The 19457-nt window shown below is 44.8% G+C and carries 20 protein-coding genes; 10 read left to right on the top strand and 10 right to left on the bottom strand.

Annotated elements, in window-relative coordinates; genetic code table 11:
• Window positions 1-103: 103 nt before the first annotated feature.
• Window positions 104-970 (bottom strand): Cof-type HAD-IIB family hydrolase, encoded by an 867-nt coding sequence (locus tag SC79_RS00635; RefSeq protein ID WP_039073429.1) that lies wholly within the window; start codon window positions 968-970, stop codon window positions 104-106.
• Window positions 971-1457: 487 nt separating this feature from the next.
• On the opposite strand from SC79_RS00635, the gene SC79_RS00630 reads away from it, so the two are divergent.
• On the top strand, window positions 1458-2531 hold the full coding sequence (locus SC79_RS00630) for a DNA alkylation repair protein (RefSeq protein WP_039073428.1): 1074 nt from the start codon (window positions 1458-1460) through the stop codon (window positions 2529-2531).
• A gap of 247 nt (window positions 2532-2778) precedes the next feature.
• Here SC79_RS00630 and SC79_RS00625 read toward each other — a convergent pair whose 3' ends face one another.
• Window positions 2779-3132: a YlbF family regulator gene (locus SC79_RS00625; RefSeq protein WP_039073427.1), complete on the bottom strand. Its 354-nt coding sequence runs from the start codon at window positions 3130-3132 to the stop codon at window positions 2779-2781.
• A gap of 92 nt (window positions 3133-3224) precedes the next feature.
• On the bottom strand, window positions 3225-4358 hold the full coding sequence (locus tag SC79_RS00620; protein WP_039073426.1) for a DUF445 domain-containing protein: 1134 nt from the start codon (window positions 4356-4358) through the stop codon (window positions 3225-3227).
• Window positions 4359-4627: 269 nt separating this feature from the next.
• Here SC79_RS00620 and spaC point away from each other — a divergent pair, with 269 nt between their 5' ends.
• From spaC to SC79_RS00595, 6 genes are all read left to right on the top strand, one after another.
• Window positions 4628-5719 (top strand): spore coat associated protein SpaC, encoded by a 1092-nt coding sequence (spaC, locus tag SC79_RS00615; RefSeq protein WP_039073425.1) that lies wholly within the window; start codon window positions 4628-4630, stop codon window positions 5717-5719.
• The gene (locus SC79_RS00610; RefSeq protein ID WP_039073424.1) at window positions 5709-7070 is read left to right on the top strand and encodes a YheC/YheD family endospore coat-associated protein; all 1362 of its coding nucleotides are present in this window, start codon (window positions 5709-5711) and stop codon (window positions 7068-7070) included. Before spaC ends, SC79_RS00610 begins: the two co-directional genes overlap by 11 nt.
• Window positions 7071-7218: 148 nt before the next feature.
• Entirely contained in the window at window positions 7219-7437 is a 219-nt protein-coding gene (locus SC79_RS00605; RefSeq protein ID WP_082022484.1) for a YheE family protein, read from the top strand.
• A gap of 210 nt (window positions 7438-7647) precedes the next feature.
• On the top strand, window positions 7648-7851 hold the full coding sequence (gene sspB / locus SC79_RS00600; RefSeq protein WP_039073423.1) for a beta type acid-soluble spore protein SspB: 204 nt from the start codon (window positions 7648-7650) through the stop codon (window positions 7849-7851).
• A gap of 105 nt (window positions 7852-7956) precedes the next feature.
• The gene (locus tag SC79_RS20320) at window positions 7957-8082 is read left to right on the top strand and encodes a hypothetical protein (protein WP_082022483.1); all 126 of its coding nucleotides are present in this window, start codon (window positions 7957-7959) and stop codon (window positions 8080-8082) included.
• A gap of 38 nt (window positions 8083-8120) precedes the next feature.
• Entirely contained in the window at window positions 8121-8741 is a 621-nt protein-coding gene (locus SC79_RS00595; RefSeq protein WP_039073422.1) for an NAD(P)-dependent oxidoreductase, read from the top strand.
• A 44-nt stretch (window positions 8742-8785) separates the two neighbouring features.
• On the opposite strand, the gene SC79_RS00590 is transcribed toward SC79_RS00595, so the two are convergent.
• From SC79_RS00590 to SC79_RS00580, 3 genes are all read right to left on the bottom strand, one after another.
• The gene (locus tag SC79_RS00590) at window positions 8786-10807 is read right to left on the bottom strand and encodes an ABC transporter ATP-binding protein (RefSeq protein ID WP_039073421.1); all 2022 of its coding nucleotides are present in this window, start codon (window positions 10805-10807) and stop codon (window positions 8786-8788) included.
• A complete protein-coding gene (gene bmrC, locus SC79_RS00585) occupies window positions 10804-12561 on the bottom strand; it encodes a multidrug ABC transporter ATP-binding protein BmrC (protein ID WP_039073420.1) in 1758 nt (585 codons plus the stop codon). Before bmrC ends, SC79_RS00590 begins: the two co-directional genes overlap by 4 nt.
• Window positions 12562-12661: 100 nt before the next feature.
• On the bottom strand, window positions 12662-12808 hold the full coding sequence (locus SC79_RS00580) for a hypothetical protein (RefSeq protein ID WP_442852857.1): 147 nt from the start codon (window positions 12806-12808) through the stop codon (window positions 12662-12664).
• A gap of 198 nt (window positions 12809-13006) precedes the next feature.
• Between SC79_RS00580 and SC79_RS00575 the strand changes: the two genes are divergently transcribed.
• Together SC79_RS00575 and nhaC are read left to right on the top strand one after the other, a co-directional pair.
• Window positions 13007-13507 (top strand): universal stress protein, encoded by a 501-nt coding sequence (locus tag SC79_RS00575; RefSeq protein WP_039073418.1) that lies wholly within the window; start codon window positions 13007-13009, stop codon window positions 13505-13507.
• A gap of 124 nt (window positions 13508-13631) precedes the next feature.
• The gene (nhaC, locus tag SC79_RS00570; protein ID WP_039073417.1) at window positions 13632-14993 is read left to right on the top strand and encodes a Na+/H+ antiporter NhaC; all 1362 of its coding nucleotides are present in this window, start codon (window positions 13632-13634) and stop codon (window positions 14991-14993) included.
• Between the two features lie 40 nt (window positions 14994-15033).
• On the opposite strand, the gene dat is transcribed toward nhaC, so the two are convergent.
• Window positions 15034-15885 carry a D-amino-acid transaminase gene (gene dat / locus SC79_RS00565; RefSeq protein WP_039073416.1) on the bottom strand — a complete coding sequence of 284 codons (852 nt, stop codon included), beginning with the start codon at window positions 15883-15885 and terminating at the stop codon, window positions 15034-15036.
• Between the two features lie 284 nt (window positions 15886-16169).
• Between dat and SC79_RS00560 the strand changes: the two genes are divergently transcribed.
• On the top strand, window positions 16170-17018 hold the full coding sequence (locus SC79_RS00560; protein WP_039073415.1) for a polysaccharide deacetylase family protein: 849 nt from the start codon (window positions 16170-16172) through the stop codon (window positions 17016-17018).
• Window positions 17019-17043: 25 nt separating this feature from the next.
• Here the strand turns inward: SC79_RS00560 and SC79_RS00555 are convergent, their stop codons facing one another.
• The 3 genes from SC79_RS00555 to SC79_RS19665 all read right to left on the bottom strand — a co-directional run bounded on the left by SC79_RS00555 (window position 17044) and on the right by SC79_RS19665 (window position 19234).
• On the bottom strand, window positions 17044-17787 hold the full coding sequence (locus SC79_RS00555) for an NAD-dependent protein deacylase (protein ID WP_039073414.1): 744 nt from the start codon (window positions 17785-17787) through the stop codon (window positions 17044-17046).
• Window positions 17788-17859: 72 nt separating this feature from the next.
• Window positions 17860-18975 carry a mechanosensitive ion channel family protein gene (locus SC79_RS00550; RefSeq protein WP_039073413.1) on the bottom strand — a complete coding sequence of 372 codons (1116 nt, stop codon included), beginning with the start codon at window positions 18973-18975 and terminating at the stop codon, window positions 17860-17862.
• 151 nt (window positions 18976-19126) lie between these two features.
• Window positions 19127-19234 carry a YhdX family protein gene (locus tag SC79_RS19665; RefSeq protein ID WP_003224203.1) on the bottom strand — a complete coding sequence of 36 codons (108 nt, stop codon included), beginning with the start codon at window positions 19232-19234 and terminating at the stop codon, window positions 19127-19129.
• Window positions 19235-19457 lie beyond the last annotated feature (223 nt).

The following is a 19457-nucleotide window of genomic DNA, read 5'->3' as shown; positions in this document are numbered from 1 at the left end:
CTAATTTATCAAATTCAAAACTTTCTTTAGTGTACAGAAATAAACCGCTAAAATCAATCCGGCAAAAAAGCCGCCGCACCTGTCAGAGCGCGAGCGGCTTTTTTTACACACGTTTCATGTGGAACTTATCAAGAAATCCTTTTCGCTGCTGCATTCGGAAGTATTCCTTCATCATGTAAGCGACACCCTGCTCATCATTGGATCTTGTGACCCAATCGGCCTTTCTCTTGATCTCCGGAGCGGCGTTTCCCATCGCTACCCCAAGACCGGCAAGTTCAATCATCGGAAGATCGTCATACTGATGCCCAATGACCACGACATCATCCATGGTCAGCCCAAGTTCAGAAGCGACAAGGGCCAACCCCGCTTCCTTCGAGACACCTTTCGGGACGATATTCACCTTCTCGTCGCTTACACGGATCACGTCAACCGCCGAAAAAGCTTTCGTAATCGTTTCTGTCATATCATGCTGAATATCGTGCTCCGTATACACCTCGATGACGGGCGCACTCACCGGCTCATCCATGAGAAGATCGCTTAATGATTCAACAAACTGGACGGGATAAAAGATCGGATCAGAGGGATGAATCAGTGCTTTCCCCAATAAATTAGAATTCACCTTTTTCTTGTTTCCAATGGAATACTTCTCGTGAAGAAGCCGAATATTGCATTGATAGCTCTCCAGCACTTGAACAATATTAAAGGTATGATCATCAGAAATTCTTTTCTCGAAAAACGGGGCGTCTATTTTCTCAGCGATGTATGCTCCGCTATGGGTGATCAGCTTGGCATCCAGCTTAAGCGATTTCGCTATTTTCTGTGCTGAACGAAAATGGCGGTTGGTCACGAGTGTGACGTAAATCCCTTTTTTCTTTACATATTCTATCGCGTCTTTCGTTGCCTGATGAATCTTCCCGTTCGACCTAAGCAGCGCTCCATCTATGTTTAAGGCAAGCAATTGTTTTGACACAGAGATGTCCCCCTCCTTGATGACTGTACTTGTGTATAGGATATGACCCTGTCTCTGTGTTTAGAACAACCTTTTCCGCCAAGCAAAAAAAGCCTGGCTCAGCAGACTTTATGTATGGCATGATGATAGGATACGATCGAAGCTGCCATTCTCCCTAATATCGTTATTTCGATTTACGAAAAATCATGTATCAGGAACCCCTTGTTTGACCAATGACGCGCTCCGAACACTTACTCTCTGTTGCTTATCCCCTCTATATAACGGCATGATATGCGACCGTATCCAATTGAAATCAGGTAAGTGTAGGCGCTTTCAATGCTATTATCTCAGTTTTTCTTGCTGATGACAAGGGTTTTTTTAACTAAAAAAAGTAACCAAGTGATGTATACTAAGGTAGGATTTGTTGTTAATTTTTAGGATTAGCCACTTGATGCAGAACTTATATTCTCGTACGATATAAACAATTAAACGAAAAAGCGGTGATCAGATGGCTGATTTAAAAGAAATTTACAATGAAAAACTGATATCTCAATTGATACACCATATAAAGGCATCTTGCCCTGATTTTGATCAAGGCCGCTTCGAGGAACAGTTGCTGAAGGAAGACTGGCCTGAACTCGCTTTAAAAGAGCGGATACGCCGCATTACAGCTTCCTTATACGAAACACTGCCAAAACCGTACAATGAAGCACTCGCTATTTTACGGGATGCAGCCCCTCATTTTAAAGGGCTCAGCGGCATTCTATTCCCTGATTATGTGGAACAGTACGGGTTAGCGCATTGGGACGAATCCATAAAGGCATTGGAATACTTTACACAATATTCCACCTCAGAATTTGCTGTAAGACCTTTTTTGCTTTTAGATCAAGAAAAAATGATGGCGCAATTGCTAAAATGGTCTGAGCATGAAAATGAACACGTGAGAAGATTAGCGAGCGAAGGAAGCAGACCCCGCCTGCCATGGGGAAAATCGATTCCCGCTTTGAAATTGGACCCTTCCCCCGTTCTGCCAATTCTTGAAAAGCTGATGCAGGACGAGTCCTTGTATGTGAGGAAAAGCGTGGCCAACAACCTTAACGATATATCAAAAACGCACCCTCACTTGCTGAGAAAAGTCGCAGACCAATGGTACGGAACACACCCTTATACCGATTGGATTATCAAACACGCCTGTCGAACCTTATTAAAAAAGGGTGATCAACAGGCCTTAGCGCTTTTTGGTTATGAACATGCTGATTCGATACAGTTACATGATTTCACATGTCAACCCAGCCGTATAGCCATTGGCGAAAGCCTTGAATTTTCACTCTCTATTCATTCAGACAGGGATCAAAAAGTAAGAATTGAATACGCAATTGATTTTGTAAAAGCAAAAGGCCAGCGTCATCAAAAAGTATTTAAAATAACAGAAACAACGATCAGAAAAAACGAAACGAAGTCATACACAAAAGTTCAATCCTTTAAGGATCTAACCACCAGAAAACATTACAAAGGAATTCATACATTATCAGTAATCATCAATGGAGAGGCAAAAGATTCATTGGATTTCCAAGTTTGCTGACTGCATAAAAAATCCCTTCTTTTCCAAGAAGGGATTTCAGATTGTTGACAAAATCCTAAAACGGTTTTTGTTTTAGGATTTTGTCATCTTTTCAGCGTGATTGAAAACCCTTGAAGTCTAGGAAGGACGAGCATTGGAGCACAGCGAATGTAGTCATTCGTGAGCACCAACGCGCAGGACTGACAACGAATGCGAGGGTTTGTCGACACGCTGAAATCCCTTCTTTTCCAAGAAGGGATTTTGCTGATTAGCCTTCGACACTGCCGTAAAGCTCTTCCAAAGGCTTCATAATGATTTTGTTCAATTCGCCGATCAGCATGCTCATGCGCTGCTCCGCTTCCATCAGCTGAGAAATTTTTTCGTGCTGCTGTACAAGCGCAACTGTTTTTTGAGCCTGCGTCACTTCTTCTTCTGTAATTTCTTCTCCTGCCATTTGTTTTTGCTGGAGTCTAAGCTGCACATCACGGAAGTTTTCGAACATGCGCTTTGCAGATTCATCTGCGTTTACTTCATCATAAAGATTTTTTAAACGGGTGAACTCTTCGCTCCCGCGTAATGATTTTTCCAGGTCATATGCTACATCATAAAAATTACCAGCCATTGTAAATAGCTCCTTTCATCATTGCCATTTGACATACCACTCCACTATAACAGACTATGGAGCTCCTTTCATTAATCAAGGGCCATTTCTTCTTAAAAAAGAGTGACAAACAACGCTTGAACCGCACCTATGATTCCGCCGAGAAGGCCTCCTAAATAGGTAATCATTTTAAATTCTTTTTTTGAAATAGACAGCACCATTTCTTCAAGACGCTGCACCGGGAATTGATCCACCTGCTCCTTGACGATTTCCTCAAGGCGCATCCGTTTTAAGACGCTTTCAAGATTGGCTGAAACGCCTTCAAGCAATTTGTCTAACAGTGCCGGCAGCATTTGCTGGGTCAATTCAGATTCATACCGGAGAGTAAGCGTTCCGATCGTCTTATCGAAGAAAGGGGCAGTCGAAAATGTTTGCAGCACTCTTCGTTTCAGGCTGAAAATGAGCGTCTTGGCATTCCATTTTTCGTCTGCTTCATAAAACGTATACTCCTTCAGCTTGCCCCATTCGTTTTTCAAAAGGTCAGAAAGCAGCCTTTTTGTCTCGTCATTCCGCAAAAACTTCAGCAGCTCCGGCAACACGCGATCCGCGAGGCTGGTATTGCCCAAAAACATTTGCACCATGCTTCCAAGCATGCCGCGCTCTTTTAAAAAGTCATCAATCATATGGCCGAGACGGATTTTCCCTTCATCACTTTCAAAATAATTGATGCCGCGTGACAATATATATTCTGAAATCATCGGAATCTTCTCCTCAAGCTTTTCCTGCACCTCCAAAGGCACCAGCTCTTTTAACGATCGGTGTTCGTATTGGCGGAAAAGCTCATTCAGCTTATCATCCGTCCAGCTGCTGATCCATGCGTCTGCCGCTTCATCGGGACGCTTGATCCCAGCTCTTTCAAGCGCTTCTTTTACTGTCATTTCAGAAAGTGACAGCTTTTGAATCAGCTGTTCACCGACTTGAAGAGCCTGCTTTTTGGCTGTATCAGAGACGAGCCGCTTTTTAATGCCTTCAGGGGTTAAGAGATGATTGACGACCATCAGTCCCATTTGTTTTGCAAGCTCATCCCGTCTTCTCGGAATCAGTCCAGGAGTAAAAGGGACTCGTTTCCCAAACAAATAGTGCGCTTTATATGGCCTAAATAGCATTTGAATTGCTAAATGATTCGTCACCGCACCAATGGCAGCGCCGATCACGATCATAAAAATAAAGGTTCCTGCAATACCCATTCCTATTCATCTTCCTCCATCTGTGCTTCATCTTTTTTCATATCGTTCATCATGTACCTATTCGTATTATAGAGGCTGATGCAATCACTTAGCAAACGAGGAGACAAATTCCTGTTGTCAGAAAATCAGCTTGTCTATCTGGAATAGGGCAAGGTGAAGAATCGTAATCTGTAAAGTAGAATACCGTCAGCCGCGTTCGTCCTGAATGATTTTACCGTAAAGCTGCTGACACCCGCCGGCAGCTTTTGAATAAAAGGGGGAGTCTCATCATGATAACACTCGGTTTTATGTCCTTATCCCGCCAGCATGAAGCGGATTATTCCGCAGAATTGGCCAAAAGAGCACCCGAATTCGGCATCCGCTTCATCCGATTTACACCGTTCGATATTTCACCTGACACGTTGCGTGTCAAAGCCTCGGTCTATCATTCGACCAGCAGCACTTGGAACGAAACTGAATTAGCCATTCCAGAATATATTTATGACCGCTGTTTTTATGGCAAGGATTCACAATCCCAAAAAGCAAAGCCGATCGTTGAATGGCTCAAAAAATATCCGAAAACAGAATTCATCGGCCGAGGGCTTCCTGATAAATGGACTGTCCTTCATGATTTGCAGCAGCACGCTGTAATCAATCCTTATATTCCGGAGACGATGAAGGTAAGCCGCTATGAGCAAATCCATTCCTTTTTATCCAAGGAAAAAGCCTGCATCTTAAAACCGGCGTTCGGCGCAGGAGGCAGAGGCGTTATTCTATTGGAGCTCGGCAAGAAACACATAACCGCCACGTATCACATCGGAAAGGATAAGCAGACAAAAACCTTTTCCAACCATGCTTCTTTTAAAACATGGTGCAAAAAAGTGCTACAGCATCACTATTTGCTTCAGCCTTATTTAAATATTCAAGATAAAGAGCAATACCCATGTGATATCCGCCTGTTCATGGAAAAAAACGAAGCAGATGAATGGAATACAGTTGGAAAGGCCGTGAGACGCGGATATAAACACGGACTGCTAGCCAATTTGTCAGGCGGGTCTGATGTGCTGACATTCGATTCTTGGTTTGAAGATATACCGAAAAAACAGCAAGTGGTCTTACTTGATGACGTATTCTCGATTACCCAGTCGGTTCCGTATTATCTTGATGAGCGCTATGGGCCTCTGTTTGAACTAGGCCTCGATATATGCCTTGCGAAGGACGGGAGAATCTGGATATTGGATATTAATTCCAAACCGGGCAGAAAGTCAATTTTACGAGTCTCTCCCGAGCAAAAAGAACAAATGTACACTTGTCCCCTAAAGCGCTGCCAATATCTGTTTTCTGAGCAAAGCCGGAAAGGAGTTCTTCCGCGTGAATCATAAACGGTTTTTGATCGGCATAGACAAAACCAGTGAAAACACCTTATTTTTGCCCTTTTCGCTGAAAAGAGACGGTCTCTTGCATGCCGCGTTTGGAACGAAGGTTGTCAGATGCCACGTTTCTTACAGACGGCATTTAGAACAAACCGTCCTTCTCTCTGAAAATCTGTTTCACGAGCTTTTTCTTCCCCATCGAAGCAGAGCTGACATTCTGATTCATGATCATACGGTACATATCGGGCCGTTAATCGGCATCTTTACGGCGGGGTTTACCGTATCACTTGAACGCCCATTTAAGGATCGCTCCCTCTTTTTTTCTAAGCTTGTCACATTACACGAGCAAGCAGGAGGCTACTGCTTCGTGTTTGGCGCTCACCAAATCAATTGGGCGGAAGGTACGATTGAGGGGCTCCTTTACAGGGAAAACGGCTGGGAGAAAAAAGTCGTTCCGCTGCCGAACGTCGTTTATGACCGTTTGCCAAACCGAAAAATTGAAGATTCGCTTCTCTTGCAACATACAAAAAAAAGGCTGATCGATGAATACCAGATTCCATGGTTTAATAAAACGTTTTTTAATAAATGGAGCGTTCATCAATTGCTCGAAAAAGATCCGAGAACAGCCCCTTTTCTGCCGAAATCCGCGCTGGCACCGTCTGAGGAGCGGATCGATGAGCTTTGTGACGCATACAAAAAAGTTTATATAAAACCGGCCAACGGAGCACTCGGAACCGGCATTTATCAGCTGACAAAAACAGACGATGGCCTGACGGTGAAACATACGAATGATGCTAAAACGTTTTCTTCAGTTGAATATTCCGATGCCGCTTCATTTCTGCAAGAATTTCAAAAACATCACAATCTGTCTGATTTTCTCATTCAGCAAGGTGTCGATTTGATTGAGTTTCAAGGCAAACCAGCGGATTTCCGTGTCCATACCAATAAAAACAGAAAAGGAAAATGGACCGTGACAGCAATCGCCGTGAAAATTTCCGGAGAAAACAGCATTACAACACATCTTTCTAATGGCGGAATCGTCAAAACACTTGCAGAAGTATACGATGATCCCGCTGAAAGAATTGAGGTCATTAATAAGCTTTCTGCTGCAGCACTGACAGCAAGCCATGTTCTTCACGACCATATCGAAGGGTTTATCGGTGAGATCGGTTTCGATTTTGGCATAGATCAGAACGGTAAAGTATGGATGTTTGAAGCGAATTCACGTCCGGGTCGCAGTATTTTTTCTCATCCGAATTTGCATCATGTTGATTCTCTGACAAAACGAAGAAGCTTTGAATACGCGTCATATCTCTCCGAGAAGGCGATTATCTCCCCTGAAGGGCTATGGCCTTCGTAATCTGCCCGCTTTTTGATAAGCGGGCTTATCTTTATCCAGCGCTGGGACAAACTGCCTCACAATTAGGCCTACAATGATGTTCTGAAACAGTGGTACAATAAAAATAATTCGTTCGTCACCAGGTCATTTGATATCAATAGTAAGGAGCGTGGCCGCCATGATTTCTCATTTCAGCTGGAAACCGTTGTTCCAAAAAGAAAAGCTGCCCGGATGGAGAATTTCGTTTTATTATAAAGGAACTCATTATGAAGGCATCTATCATAAAAGCGGTGAAATTGAATGGGGAGATTTGTTTCCCGCCCGCGCTGATGAGCCTGCTCTTACAAACGAAATACATGAACTGATGCTTTTTCATATCTATGACTAGCTTAGCCTGGACGGCTAAGCTTTTTTTATGCCTTCTCAACATTTACCACTCAATTTTCCGCATGCGTACCCGGCCATTTTAACATAATACTAGTAACAAGCCGGCAAAGCATTGGGTTACGCCGAGGCGGCAGTGACACCCGAGACGGGTCCACAGACTGGTGCAACTCCAGTTAACCCAACCATACTAAACAAAAAGGAGATTTTACACATGGCTAACCAAAACTCTTCAAACCAATTAGTAGTTCCTGGCGCAGCTCAGGCTATCGATCAAATGAAACTTGAAATCGCTTCTGAGTTCGGCGTTAACCTTGGAGCGGATACAACTTCCCGCGCTAACGGTTCTGTCGGTGGAGAAATCACTAAACGTTTAGTCTCTTTTGCTCAGCAGCATATGGGCGGCAACGTACAATAACAACTCAATATCTGGCTATAGAGGGCGCGGTTTCCGCGCTCTCTTTCTATTTGTCACCCTTTTTTCCCGCTTCACATATCCTAGAAAAAAAGGGAGGGAATGAGGGTGGCATTCATCGCCTTTGTGAATTGGGAGCTGGTTCAGTTCGTCAGTATATCCATGCTTCATGAATATGTTTCCCATCGGTCTGCCTATATGTACAGGTATTCTTTCCCGCGCTGTTCAAACTGAAAGCATCCTTTTATAATGAGGGGCAAGGAGGTTTTTTGATGAGAATCGCTTTATTAGGAGCCAGCGGGCGCGTCGGACAAGCTTTTTTGAAACAAGCGGCCGCAGATGGACAATTTGATATGTACGCTCTACTCAGAGCTCAGCATTCTGGGCTTCCCCTTCCAGAAGACCGGCTCGTCATGGGAAATGCGCGCCGCCGGGAAGATGTGGAAAAAGTTGTGAAGGATGCTGAAATCGTGATCAGCTGTCTCGGCACAGATGGTGATGATACCTTGTCTGTAGCGATGGCAAATATAATCGCCATTATGAAAGAACAGCATATCAAACGGGTGATTACGATCGGTACCGCAGGCATTCTTCATTCCCGATATGAACCGGGAAAGTACCGGTTTGAAACAAGTGAATCAAAACGAAGGCTAACCCGAGCAGCCAAGGAGCATGCAAAAGTATACGAAATGCTAAACGAATCATCTTTAGACTGGACAATCATCTGCCCCACTTACCTCCCGGACGGAGCAGCAACCGGCGAGTACCGTGTGGAGCGTAACGTTTTGCCGGAGGGCGGCACAAGCATTACGGTCGGCGATACAGCTGATTTTTTATATCATGAGCTCATTACAGGCGAGTATGCCGGATATCGTGCCGGACTGGCCTATTAACTACATAACAACCCCAAAACACGATTGTTTTGGGGTTGTGAGCATTATGCGATGGAATCTTTCTTGCCTTTTTGCAGCTCATACATTTGATAATATTGTCCTTTGACCGCCATTAATTCCTCATGGTTCCCTCTCTCAACAATTTCTCCTTTATCAAGGACCAAAATCTGATCTGCGTTTCTGATTGTTGAAAGCCGATGGGCGATGACGAAGGTGGTGCGTCCTTGTTTCACGACATCGAGCGCCTTCTGGATCACGGCCTCTGTCTCTGTATCAATATGCGCCGTTGCTTCATCTAAGATCAAAATAGCAGGATCAAAGGCCAGAGCTCTTGCGAAAGATATTAATTGCCGCTCTCCAGAAGATAGCGTGCTCCCTTTTTCAATCACCGGTTCATTGATGCCTTGGGACAGCTTTTCCAAAAGGTTCTCGGCCCCGACTTGCCGCAGCGCTTTTTTGATCTTTTCATCGGTTATTTTTTCATCATCAAGGCTTACGTTAGAACCGATCGTGCCCGAGAATAGGTAAGGGTCCTGAAGGACAATGCCCATGTGGGATCTCAGTTCCTGTCTTGACATGTTGTAAATGCTTTTTCCATCAATCAGAACATCTCCTTTTTGCGCATCATAAAAACGAAACAAAAGATTCAAAATCGAGCTTTTTCCTGATCCTGTATGGCCAACAAGCGCTACAGTTTCGCCTTTTTGCGCAGTAAAGGAAATATGTTTTAATACCTCTTCACCGTCATGATATGCAAATGACACATTACGAAATTCAACCCGCCCCAGCGCGCGCTCCTTCGCCGGTTCACCCGCTTCTTCCGTATTCTTTTCTTCAAGCAGTTCGAAAACACGCCCGGCGGAAACCCGTGCCAGCTCCAGCTTTGAAAACTGGTTGACGATGCCTGTGATCGGCTGAAATAACCGGTTTAAATAATCAACAAACGCGTACAGCACGCCGACAGAAACAATTCCGGCCGCATTCAGGCTCGCACCGCCAAAGTGCCAGATCAGACTGACAAACGCAAGGTTTCGGATCACATTGACAAGGTTATGGGACATTAAGGAGTTTAAATTCAGCATCCTATTTTGAAAATAAAAATGAGATTCATTTAATTTCTCAAATTCTCTCATCGTTTCCTTCTGGTGGCGGAAAGCCTGAATAATGGTCATGCCTTGAATGGACTCATTCATCTTTGCGTTAATGTCACTGTTGATCGAGCGGATTTTTCGATTGTAATAAGACGCGTATTTTCGGTAGATAACTGACCACAGACAGATGATCGGCACAATGGCCAGGCACACTAACGCGAGCTTCACATCAAGCAGAAACAAAGCTGCGAATATGCCGACCATATAGATTCCGCTTGTCACAAATGTTGACAGCACTGTGACATATAAATCCCTGACGGCTTCCGTATCATTCGTAATCCGCGCAACCACTTTGCCTGCGGGAAGGTTATCAAAATAGCGTATCGGCATTTTCTGTATATGCGAAAACACGTCCTGCCTCATCCTCTGAATAATCCGATTGGCGCTCATCTGCAGCAAATAATGCTGTCCGTATTGAAAAAATAAAGAAAAGACGAGCAAGCCTCCATAAAGATAGATCAGAAACATCATTCCCTTTATTTCCGGCTGATAGAACTGGAAAACTTCCTCTTTTGTCAGCTTTTCGGCAGCATATGTCCGGCTCTTGTCTCCGTTTGTGATTGTCAGCTTTCCGTCAGAAACCGTTCTGTTCCCGTCAAAGCTGACAGCCTGATCAACAAAATAGAACGCCATCCCCACTTGATAAATATGCGCTTCTTTTTCTTGAGAAACAGGTTCCTGCATACGGTCCTCTCTCACATAAGAGGTGCCGTGGAACTGAACGGCGTTTTTATCTTTTTCCGCAGCTTCATACCAAGTTTTCTCAATACCGAGGATATGATCGTCAATCATTTTTTTGCCGATAAACGGCCCAGTCAGTTCTGCTCCGACGGCGACAGCTAGCAAAACGACGGCTATGATCAGCAATTTCCGATAAAGGAGTGCGTATCTCCATAACGTTTTTCCTGTTTTCATGCCCCTGCTCCCCCTTCTTCCGCAGTGAACAGCTGCTGTCTTTCATATTGTTCCCGGTACCACCCATTATTGGCCATCAGCTCTTGATGGGTGCCTCTCTCAGCAATCACGCCGCCGTCCATCACAAGGATCAAGTCAGCATGCTCTACCGCGGATAAACGGTGCGTCAAAATAAATGTCGTTTTTCCTTTGCGGTTTTCTCTGATATTGCTGATAATCGCCGCCTCTGTTTTGGCATCCACAGCAGAAAGCGAATCATCCAGGATCAAAATCTCCGGATTCGCCATAAGGGCTCTCGCAATCGAAATTCTTTGTTTCTGCCCGCCGGACAGCGCCACGCTTTTTTCGCCGACCATTGTCTCCAAGCCGGACGGAAGCATGTGTACATCCTTTTCAAAATGTGCTTCGGCAATGGCTTGCCGAACCTCTTCATCACTCGCATCCTGTTTTCCGTATAGAATATTTTCTTTTACCGTCCGCGAGAACAGCAAATGATCCTGCGGCACATATCCGATCCACCCGCGGAGCCGGTCAAGGGGAATCTGCTGAATCGGTACACCTGAAAATGTAATGCTTCCTTCACCAGCGGGATACTGGCGCAAAAGCTGCTTAATAATCGTCGTTTTTCCGCTCCCGGTTTTCCCGGCAATCCCGACAGTCTGCCCTTTTTGCACCGCAAATGAAACATCTTGAATATTGCTGTTTGTTGAGCTTGGATATGTAAAGCTGACATGGCTGAAAACAATATCTCCAGGCTCTTTCAGTTCAGCGGGCTGCTTTGGATCTGTCACGTCCGGCTCATAAGAAAGAGTTTCATTTACCCTGTCTAATGACGCATTGCCGCGTTGCATCACATTAATGAGTTCACCGATTGCAAACATCGGCCAAATCATCATGCCGAGATAAACGTTAAAGGAAACAAGCTCGCCAAGCGTCAGTTCATTCCGAAACACAAGAAACGCTCCATAACCGAGCCCGATCAGATAGCTGGCGCCGACAAGCAGCTTCACTGTCGGCTCAAACAGCGAATCTATAAATGCCACTTTCATATTTTTCTGGTAAACATCTGCGGTCATTTCATGAAACCGGCGGACATCGTTTGTTTCCTGTACATACGCGCGAATCACCCGCACGCCTGAAACGGATTCAAGCACCTTATCATTCAGCGCCCCGAACGCATTTTGGGCCTCCGTAAACCGCTCATGAATTTTACTTCCGTATAGACTGATGGCAATCGCCATAATGGGAAGCGGGAGAATGGCGGCAAAGGTCAGCTTCCAGCTGATCAGAAATCCCATCGTCAAAAAGATCGTCATCATAAACATCGTAGAATCGACTAATGTCAAGATGCCAAACCCCGTCGTTAAACTGACAGCCTGAAGGTCATTCGTCCCCCGCGCCATCAAATCGCCTGTCCGGTTCTTTTCATAAAACGGCGGAGACATGGCCAGCAGATGCCCCATCAGCTTCGTACGAAGAATTCTCTCCATCACATTCGCTCCGCCAAACAGCTGGTGCATCCAAAAATAAGACATGATATACACGACCGCCGTCAGCACAATAAAGATACCGATATAAAACAGCAGCCCGTCCGCAGTAAACGCCCCAGATTTCATATCATCTATGGCGTTTCCCAAGAGCTTCGGCGGAAACATTTCAATGACATTGACTCCTAATAAAAGCACAATCGCAATCGTATAGCGCAGCCAGTATGCTTTAAAAAACCAGCCAAGCTTTTTCAATACTGAGAACATCAATCCTCATCTCCTTTATCTCATCAGCCGCCTTCTATTTTTTCCTTGCTTCCTTTTTCGTTCAGTTTGGTACAAGTTGGTCTTGTCTCTGTATTTTTCTTCACATCCCATACACCTGTCCTTCCTTGATTTTGTATATAAAAAAGGCATGAAGCGTCAGCTCCATGCCTTTTTTAACCAATATGATATGCACAGCGCTTTTCAGCGCGCGGCTAGACTTAAAAAACCGTTCAATCAAACAGAACATGGGGTTTGCCGCGCCAATATAAAGCTGTCTTGTAAACACGCAAATTCCTTGGCATAGCAAACCCTCCTTCCATTTTTCGTCTTTTTTTCATCATATAAACAAAACCTTTTTTTGTCAATCATTTCTTCATAAGAAAAAGGTTAATTGTACTTGGATCCGGGTATTGTCTTGTAAGACGTTTTTGAAAGGGTGAGAATGATGTTTCATGCTGAACGTATTATTGTTGCGTTTGACGGAAGTGAAAACAGTAAGAGAGCGCTTCAGACAGCCATTGATTTTGCTAAAACCGTAAATGCCGCCATTACCATCGCCCATTCACATGATGTGAAGGACACTCAGACCATCATCGACCCGCCAAGGCCCGAAGCGGGAGCAAGCTATATTGGCGGTGGCATGACGAATGTTCCTGATCCTCTTATATCAGATGTCGCACCAACTCAGCCAGTCATCTACGAAGACCGGACGGAAGAAGTCATCGCCGAAGCCAGAATGATGCTCAATGACCAGCAGGCCGATGGAGATATTGATATAGTAGAAGGCGATGCGGCAGAGTCCATTATTGAGCATGCAAACCGCGTTTCCGCAGATTTGATCGTAACCGGAAGCAGAGACCAAAACAAGCTGAAAAAGTTATTATTTGGAAGTGTAAGTGAAAAACTTTCATCGAAATCAGATATACCCGTCCTGATTGTAAAGTGAGCACGCCCTGTGCTCACTTTTTTAAATTCAAAATTGTGAAAAAACATAGATTTTCGGTTTTTTCTGTTATAATACTTTCGTGCCCAAAAGCACAAAAGCATTAAAGATCATATGGGGTGTTATTTTGGATTCTCAAAAAAAGCTGACGTTTCCGTTAGCCGTCGGTTTATTTATATTGATGTTAGGCATTATTATTTCTTGCTTGTTTTTGCTTCATATAGAACCGCATATCCCGCTGTTTTTATGTGTTATCACGCTTTCAGCAGCCGGTTTATGGTTCGGGTTCCCTTGGAAGACCATAGAAAAAGGAATGGCCGATGGGATCAAGAACGGCGTACAGCCGATTATCGTTCTGGCGCTGATCGGCATCTTAATCGGCGCTTGGATGTACAGCGGTGCCATACCGTCCGTGACAGTTTATGTCCTGTCCTTTATTGAACCCAGCCATCTTCTTTTGACTGCTTTGTTTTCCTGCATGATCATCAGCACGCTTGTCGGCTCAAGCCTGACAACTGTGAGCACGATTGGAGTCGCACTGATCGGCGTGGCGAGCGCGGCCGGTGTTCCGCTTGAATGGGTGGCAGGCGCGGTCATATGCGGCGCATGCTTTGGTGATAAAATGTCGCCGATGTCGGATACAACCAATTTTGCCGCCGGTATAGGCGAAATACCGATTTTTGAACACATTCGCCATATGATGGGCACTACTATTCCAGCTTTGCTTATCACCGTCGTGCTGTTTTACTTTCTCGGTCTATCCGTTTCCGCGGACACTGCATCTACCGATGATATTCAACATGTCATAACCGGAATCAAGGATGCTGCGAATGTGACGCCATGGGCGCTTCTTTCACCGCTCTTAGTCGTTTTGCTGGCGGTTAAGCGTGTCCCCGTCATTCCCGTTCTGACTGCCGGAATTATTTCCTCGGGAATGTTAACGGCTATATTTGTCCCTGACAGCAGCATACAAGGGTTTATGACAGCTTTGCAACATGGCACGGCGTTCGAAACTGACAATGAGGCTGCCGCTAAAATCATCAACAGAGGCGGACTGCAATCCATGATGGGCTCAGTTTCGCTCATTATCATCGCTTTTGCACTCGGCGGATTGATGGAGAAAATCGGATTGATTTCCGCGCTGTTGGAGGGTGTCATGAAAGGCATCCGCTCAAAAGGCCAGCTGATTGCGGCAACTGTCTGTTCAAGCATCGGCATCAATTTGGCAACCGGTGAACAATATTTATCGATACTAATACCGGGACAATCATTTAAAACCTTATACGACAAACAAAACATCCAGCGAAAATTTCTTTCCAGATCCTTAGAGGACGGCGGGACATTAATGAATCCATTGATCCCTTGGGGCGTATGCGGAGCCTTTATGGCAAGCGCGCTTGGCGTTCCCGTCATAGACTATATCCCGTTTGCATTCTTCCTTTATATATCTCCGATGCTCTCAATTCTGGTTGGATTTATTAAAAAATAAAAAGAGCCCCGCTTGCAAAAAGCGGGCTCTTTTTTATGCTTCATTCCGGAATGATCTCTGCCTGCTGAATGCTTTCTTGAAAAGCAGCCTGAAGCTGTTTTGTCACCGGTCCGGGTATGCCGCTTCCGACCGATTCTCCATCGAGCGTCACAACCGGAATGATCTCTGCCGTCGTTGATGAAATAAAGATCTCTTCCGCCTGTTTCAGTTCTTCCTCACTGACAGGCTTCTCATCAAACTTGATGCCGTTCTTTTCAATCAGCCCTAAAATATTCATCCGTGTAATGCCATTAAGAATGAGCCTGTTAGCCGGATGCGTTCGCACCGTCCCGTTGATAACGGCGTAAACGTTAGAGGATGTACCTTCCGTAACAACACCGTCTCTAATTAAAATGGCCTCAAATGCTCCCGCTTCATACGCCTTTTGCTTCGTCATCACATTATACAGTAAATTCAGACTTTTAATGTCACATCTCAGCCAGCGAAGATCCTCATCAGTAATGGCTGCCACTCCGTATGCCTGTTCTTGCTGGGGGTTTTTCACAGAAAATGTGTAAGCAGTCGTCTGCGGCTCAAGTCCAGCTTCATACTGATGCTTTCGCGGCGCCACACCTCTTGTCGTCTGAATGTATACCGCTCCCTCACTGACCGCATTCTCCTGTACAAGCTTTTGCAGGTCCCACTCGAGGTCTTCTCTACTAAACGGCAATGATATTCCAATTTCAGCCGCACTTCTGAAAAAACGCTCAGCATGCTCACGCAAGCCGAACAAAACTCCTTTGTACACCCTGATAACCTCATAGATCCCATCGCCAAACTGATAACCGCGATCTTCCAAATCGATCGAAGCTTCGTTGCGCCCAACCAGCTGGCCATTGACTAAAACCTTCATAAAAGCACTCCCTTTGCGAGATTTCCCTAGTGTTTTTCAAGCTGCCATTGTCACTTATTCTACCATATTGGATGAGCTGAAAAACAGAAAGATCAAGAGATCTATAGCGGGAAGGCGTTTAATTTTTCCTTAAAATCTGACATTTCGACAATTTTTCTATGTTCTTTCCATTTTTGTTCCTGTATACTTGATTGGTAATACATAGGTTGTAAACATATGGCATCTTTCTAAACTGCCTGTTGTACAGCGATATGTAGAGATTTTATGCCAACGGAGAGATTGTTATGCGACAAACGAGAGGAGACACTTCTCCATCTGCAGTTTCGCTTGCTTTTAAATTTGCAAGTTTAGCAGTTTTATGTGTACTGCTTTTGGTGATGGTGATGTTGGGTTATTCCAACAGCTCAACGAAAGCAAAGGAAGTCACTGTCACAACAAACGGCCAGCTTCGCAATGAGAAGGAAAGCTTGAAGCTGAAAAGCGACTCCCCCGATCTGCTGATCAAACATCTGCAGACGAAACAGAACATGGGAGACAAAACGGTTTACCTCACCTTCGATGACGGCCCGTCAGCCTATACAATCCGCTTACTCGACGTACTGAAACAAGCTGATGTCAAAGCGACATTTTTTATGCTGTCACCGCGGATGATTGAATTCAAACAAGCTGTGAAAAGGTCGGAAAAGGAAGGCCATGCACTCGGTTTACACGGCGTCACCCATAATAATAAATTATTCTATCAAACACCGACGTCTCCGTTAAAGGAAATGCAGGCGGCGCGTGACACGCTGCAAGACATTACAGGATATAAAACCGATCTTGTCAGAACGCCATACGGCAGCAAGCCGTCACTGACCGCCTCACAAGTCCGCAATCTTGAGAAAGGCGGTTTTGTGTACTGGGATTGGACCATTGACAGCATGGACTGGAAATACCGGAATTCAAAATATGTGACGGCCGTACTACAGCAGCTGGAGAATATGGAGCATAGCCATTCAAGCCGGCCATATGTCATTCTCATGCATGATCTTCCGGCTACTGTGAACGCGCTGCCGGCACTAATCCATAAGCTAAAAGAAAAAGGCTATTCCTTTGGAGTGTTAGAGGACACAATGGTTCCTGTTCACGAATAAAAAAGTGAGGCGCGATCACGCAGCCTCACTTTTTTATTCCCAAACTTCGGGCAAACTCTCCAATTTTTTGATGAATGACCATGTCAAACAAGCTGTCGCAATACGTCGGTTCTAGGTTAATGATAACTTTCTTCATGCCGGGAATCCGGCTTGCGTCCTCAGGCACAAACCTTGCCGGAGCGACTTCGAGAGACGTGCCGATGACCAATAAAAGATCTGCTTGATCCAGCTTTTCATAAAGGGCCTCAAAGTGCAAGACGGCATCGCCAAAGAGAACCACATCGGTTTTTAATACCGTTCCGCAAATCCCACCATCTTTTCCGGCCGCCGTACACTCCGGCACCTCCCGCTCCAGCAAATGAGGCAACTCATACTGTGCCCCGCATGCCCGGCAGGCTCCTGTCTGAATAGAACCATGCAATTCGTACACATGTCTGCTTCCGGCTTTTTTATGAAGTCCATCAATGTTTTGCGTAAAGATATCGACCTGCTTCCCTTGCTTATCCAGCTCAGCTAAAAGCAAGTGCCCTTCATTCGGTTCAAAGCTGCCGCTCATTTTCATCTGGAACAATTCTTTAAATTTGGGCCAAAACAGACGCGGGTGGCTCAAAAAATACTCAAGGCTCATCGCTTCCATTCTTGAGGCATCCTCCGTCCAAATCCCCCCTGCTGAACGAAAGTCTGGAATTCCTGATTCTGTACTCATTCCAGCTCCGGTCAGCACGACAATTCGCTGTGCTTCATTTAGAATATGTTTGAATGCTTCCAACTCAACACCGCCTTTTTCTCTTATTTTACCACGAAAAAAACTCCGCCTCTGTCAGACGAAGTCTTTCCCTTTTTAAGCCCGTTCCTTTTCTTCTTTACTACCATTCACTTGGAACGGATCATTTTGATGTTTTTGCTTTACAAAAACCATTTGGCCGGGATATGCGAACTCGACGCCTTCTGCGGCGAGGATTTCAATGATTTTATAGTTAATATCCTCTCTAACATCGAGGTTTTCAGCCCAAACTGCTGTTTTTGTATAGAAGTTGAAAAATAAATTGTAGTAGCTGTCGGCAAACATATCAAAGTTGACCATGATCGTTTCATTATCAACGCCCTCATGTTCTAAAAGCATGGTTCTGAGAGAACGAATGGAGCGATCGAGGTTCTCAATCGGCGTTGCGTAAGACACATGGATGGAAAACGTGATCTGGCGTTTGGTCATTCTTGTCCAGTTCGTGATCGCTTCCATCGACAGCGTAGAGTTCGGCACCGTTACAAGCGCCCCCTGTGCGGTTCTGAATCTCGTGCTTCTGAAGGTAATATCCTCTACTGAGCCCGTTACCGTCGACGTCTCCACCCAGTCACCGATGGTAAACGGCTTTTCGGTAATAATAATGATTCCGCCGAAGAAGTTGCTGATGGTATCCTTCGCTGCAAGCGCAAAAGCAAGTCCGCCAAGGCCGAGCCCTGCCACAAATCCATTGACATCATAATTGAATTCCTGAGCGATCACACTGACACTGAGCGCAATGATGACAAAACGAAGCAATTTGGACAAAAACGGCGCCAGAATATCATCCATGTCCAGCTCGAAGCGCTGATTCACCTTATGGAAGATAAACGACGACGCTGCGGTCAAATTACAAAGCCCCCAGCACAAAAGCGCCACAATTAGTGAGCGGTATATGTTGCTGATGAGAGGCATTTGTTCGTCTAAAAACGGTGAATACCGGATCGCTAAAAACATCCCTAATGCCACAAAAAACCATCTGGCCGGCTTTTCAAATGCCACAACCACCTGTTTGAAAATTTCTGTTTTCCGCCGATTCGTGAGGTTAAAAAGCAACTGAAAGAAATATCTTGTAAACAGTTTTCTTAGTATAAGAAACACCAGCAAAATCGCTAAGCTGATGCCGATTTGTATCATTTTATCGAGTGTGAAGTATTGCTGCAGATCATCTAGCATAAGAGTCTCCCTTCTATTGAAATCAAATGTTTATTATACTAAAAGATTCGTAAAGATGCTCATCTAAATGTCTATTTTTCAGCACAAAACCCCGGCATTCCGCCGGGGCCATTTCTCAAATGATCTATTCAGCCAGATTCAATAGGGACAGTCACTTACTTTTTTTCGTTTGTGTCTGATCAAGGAGAGTTGCTTTTTGCATTTCAGCGTCCGTTTCGGCTTTGATTCTTTCCTCCACTCTGATTCTCCCTTTTCCCATGATCTCGCCTCCTTTTTTGCTATTATAAAGTAACAGAGTGTTTTGTGAAGATGTCGAAAGCCCCAAATTCTTGACGAAAAAGGTTCTGATACGCTGAGTGTCTTTTTTTTAGTTATACGCGATTTCCAGCCCGGACCATTCCGATATGGCAGAAAAAATTCACCAGTTTGTATCGCTCCGCATATATGGATTTGATACAATAACAGAAATGCCCATATGAGGA

The sequence above is a fragment of the Bacillus sp. MSP13 genome, from assembly GCF_000815295.1.
Classification (GTDB): domain Bacteria; phylum Bacillota; class Bacilli; order Bacillales; family Bacillaceae; genus Bacillus; species Bacillus vallismortis.
This window is presented reverse-complemented; position numbering and strand designations above follow the sequence as displayed.

Excerpts from the sequence above, each read along its gene's own strand:
- SC79_RS00630 (WP_039073428.1), top strand. The coding sequence starts at position 1,458 with ATGGCTGATTTAAAAGAAATTTACAATGAAAAACTGATATCTCAATTG.
- SC79_RS00625 (WP_039073427.1), bottom strand. The coding sequence starts at position 3,132 with ATGGCTGGTAATTTTTATGATGTAGCATATGACCTGGAAAAATCATTA.
- SC79_RS00620 (WP_039073426.1), bottom strand. The coding sequence starts at position 4,358 with ATGGGTATTGCAGGAACCTTTATTTTTATGATCGTGATCGGCGCTGCC.
- spaC (WP_039073425.1), top strand. The coding sequence starts at position 4,628 with ATGATAACACTCGGTTTTATGTCCTTATCCCGCCAGCATGAAGCGGAT.
- sspB (WP_039073423.1), top strand. The coding sequence starts at position 7,648 with ATGGCTAACCAAAACTCTTCAAACCAATTAGTAGTTCCTGGCGCAGCT.
- SC79_RS00595 (WP_039073422.1), top strand. The coding sequence starts at position 8,121 with ATGAGAATCGCTTTATTAGGAGCCAGCGGGCGCGTCGGACAAGCTTTT.
- SC79_RS00590 (WP_039073421.1), bottom strand. The coding sequence starts at position 10,807 with ATGAAAACAGGAAAAACGTTATGGAGATACGCACTCCTTTATCGGAAA.
- bmrC (WP_039073420.1), bottom strand. The coding sequence starts at position 12,561 with ATGTTCTCAGTATTGAAAAAGCTTGGCTGGTTTTTTAAAGCATACTGG.
- SC79_RS00580 (WP_442852857.1), bottom strand. The coding sequence starts at position 12,808 with ATGTTCTGTTTGATTGAACGGTTTTTTAAGTCTAGCCGCGCGCTGAAA.
- SC79_RS00575 (WP_039073418.1), top strand. The coding sequence starts at position 13,007 with ATGTTTCATGCTGAACGTATTATTGTTGCGTTTGACGGAAGTGAAAAC.
- dat (WP_039073416.1), bottom strand. The coding sequence starts at position 15,885 with ATGAAGGTTTTAGTCAATGGCCAGCTGGTTGGGCGCAACGAAGCTTCG.
- SC79_RS00560 (WP_039073415.1), top strand. The coding sequence starts at position 16,170 with ATGCGACAAACGAGAGGAGACACTTCTCCATCTGCAGTTTCGCTTGCT.
- SC79_RS00550 (WP_039073413.1), bottom strand. The coding sequence starts at position 18,975 with ATGCTAGATGATCTGCAGCAATACTTCACACTCGATAAAATGATACAA.
- SC79_RS19665 (WP_003224203.1), bottom strand. The coding sequence starts at position 19,234 with ATGGGAAAAGGGAGAATCAGAGTGGAGGAAAGAATCAAAGCCGAAACG.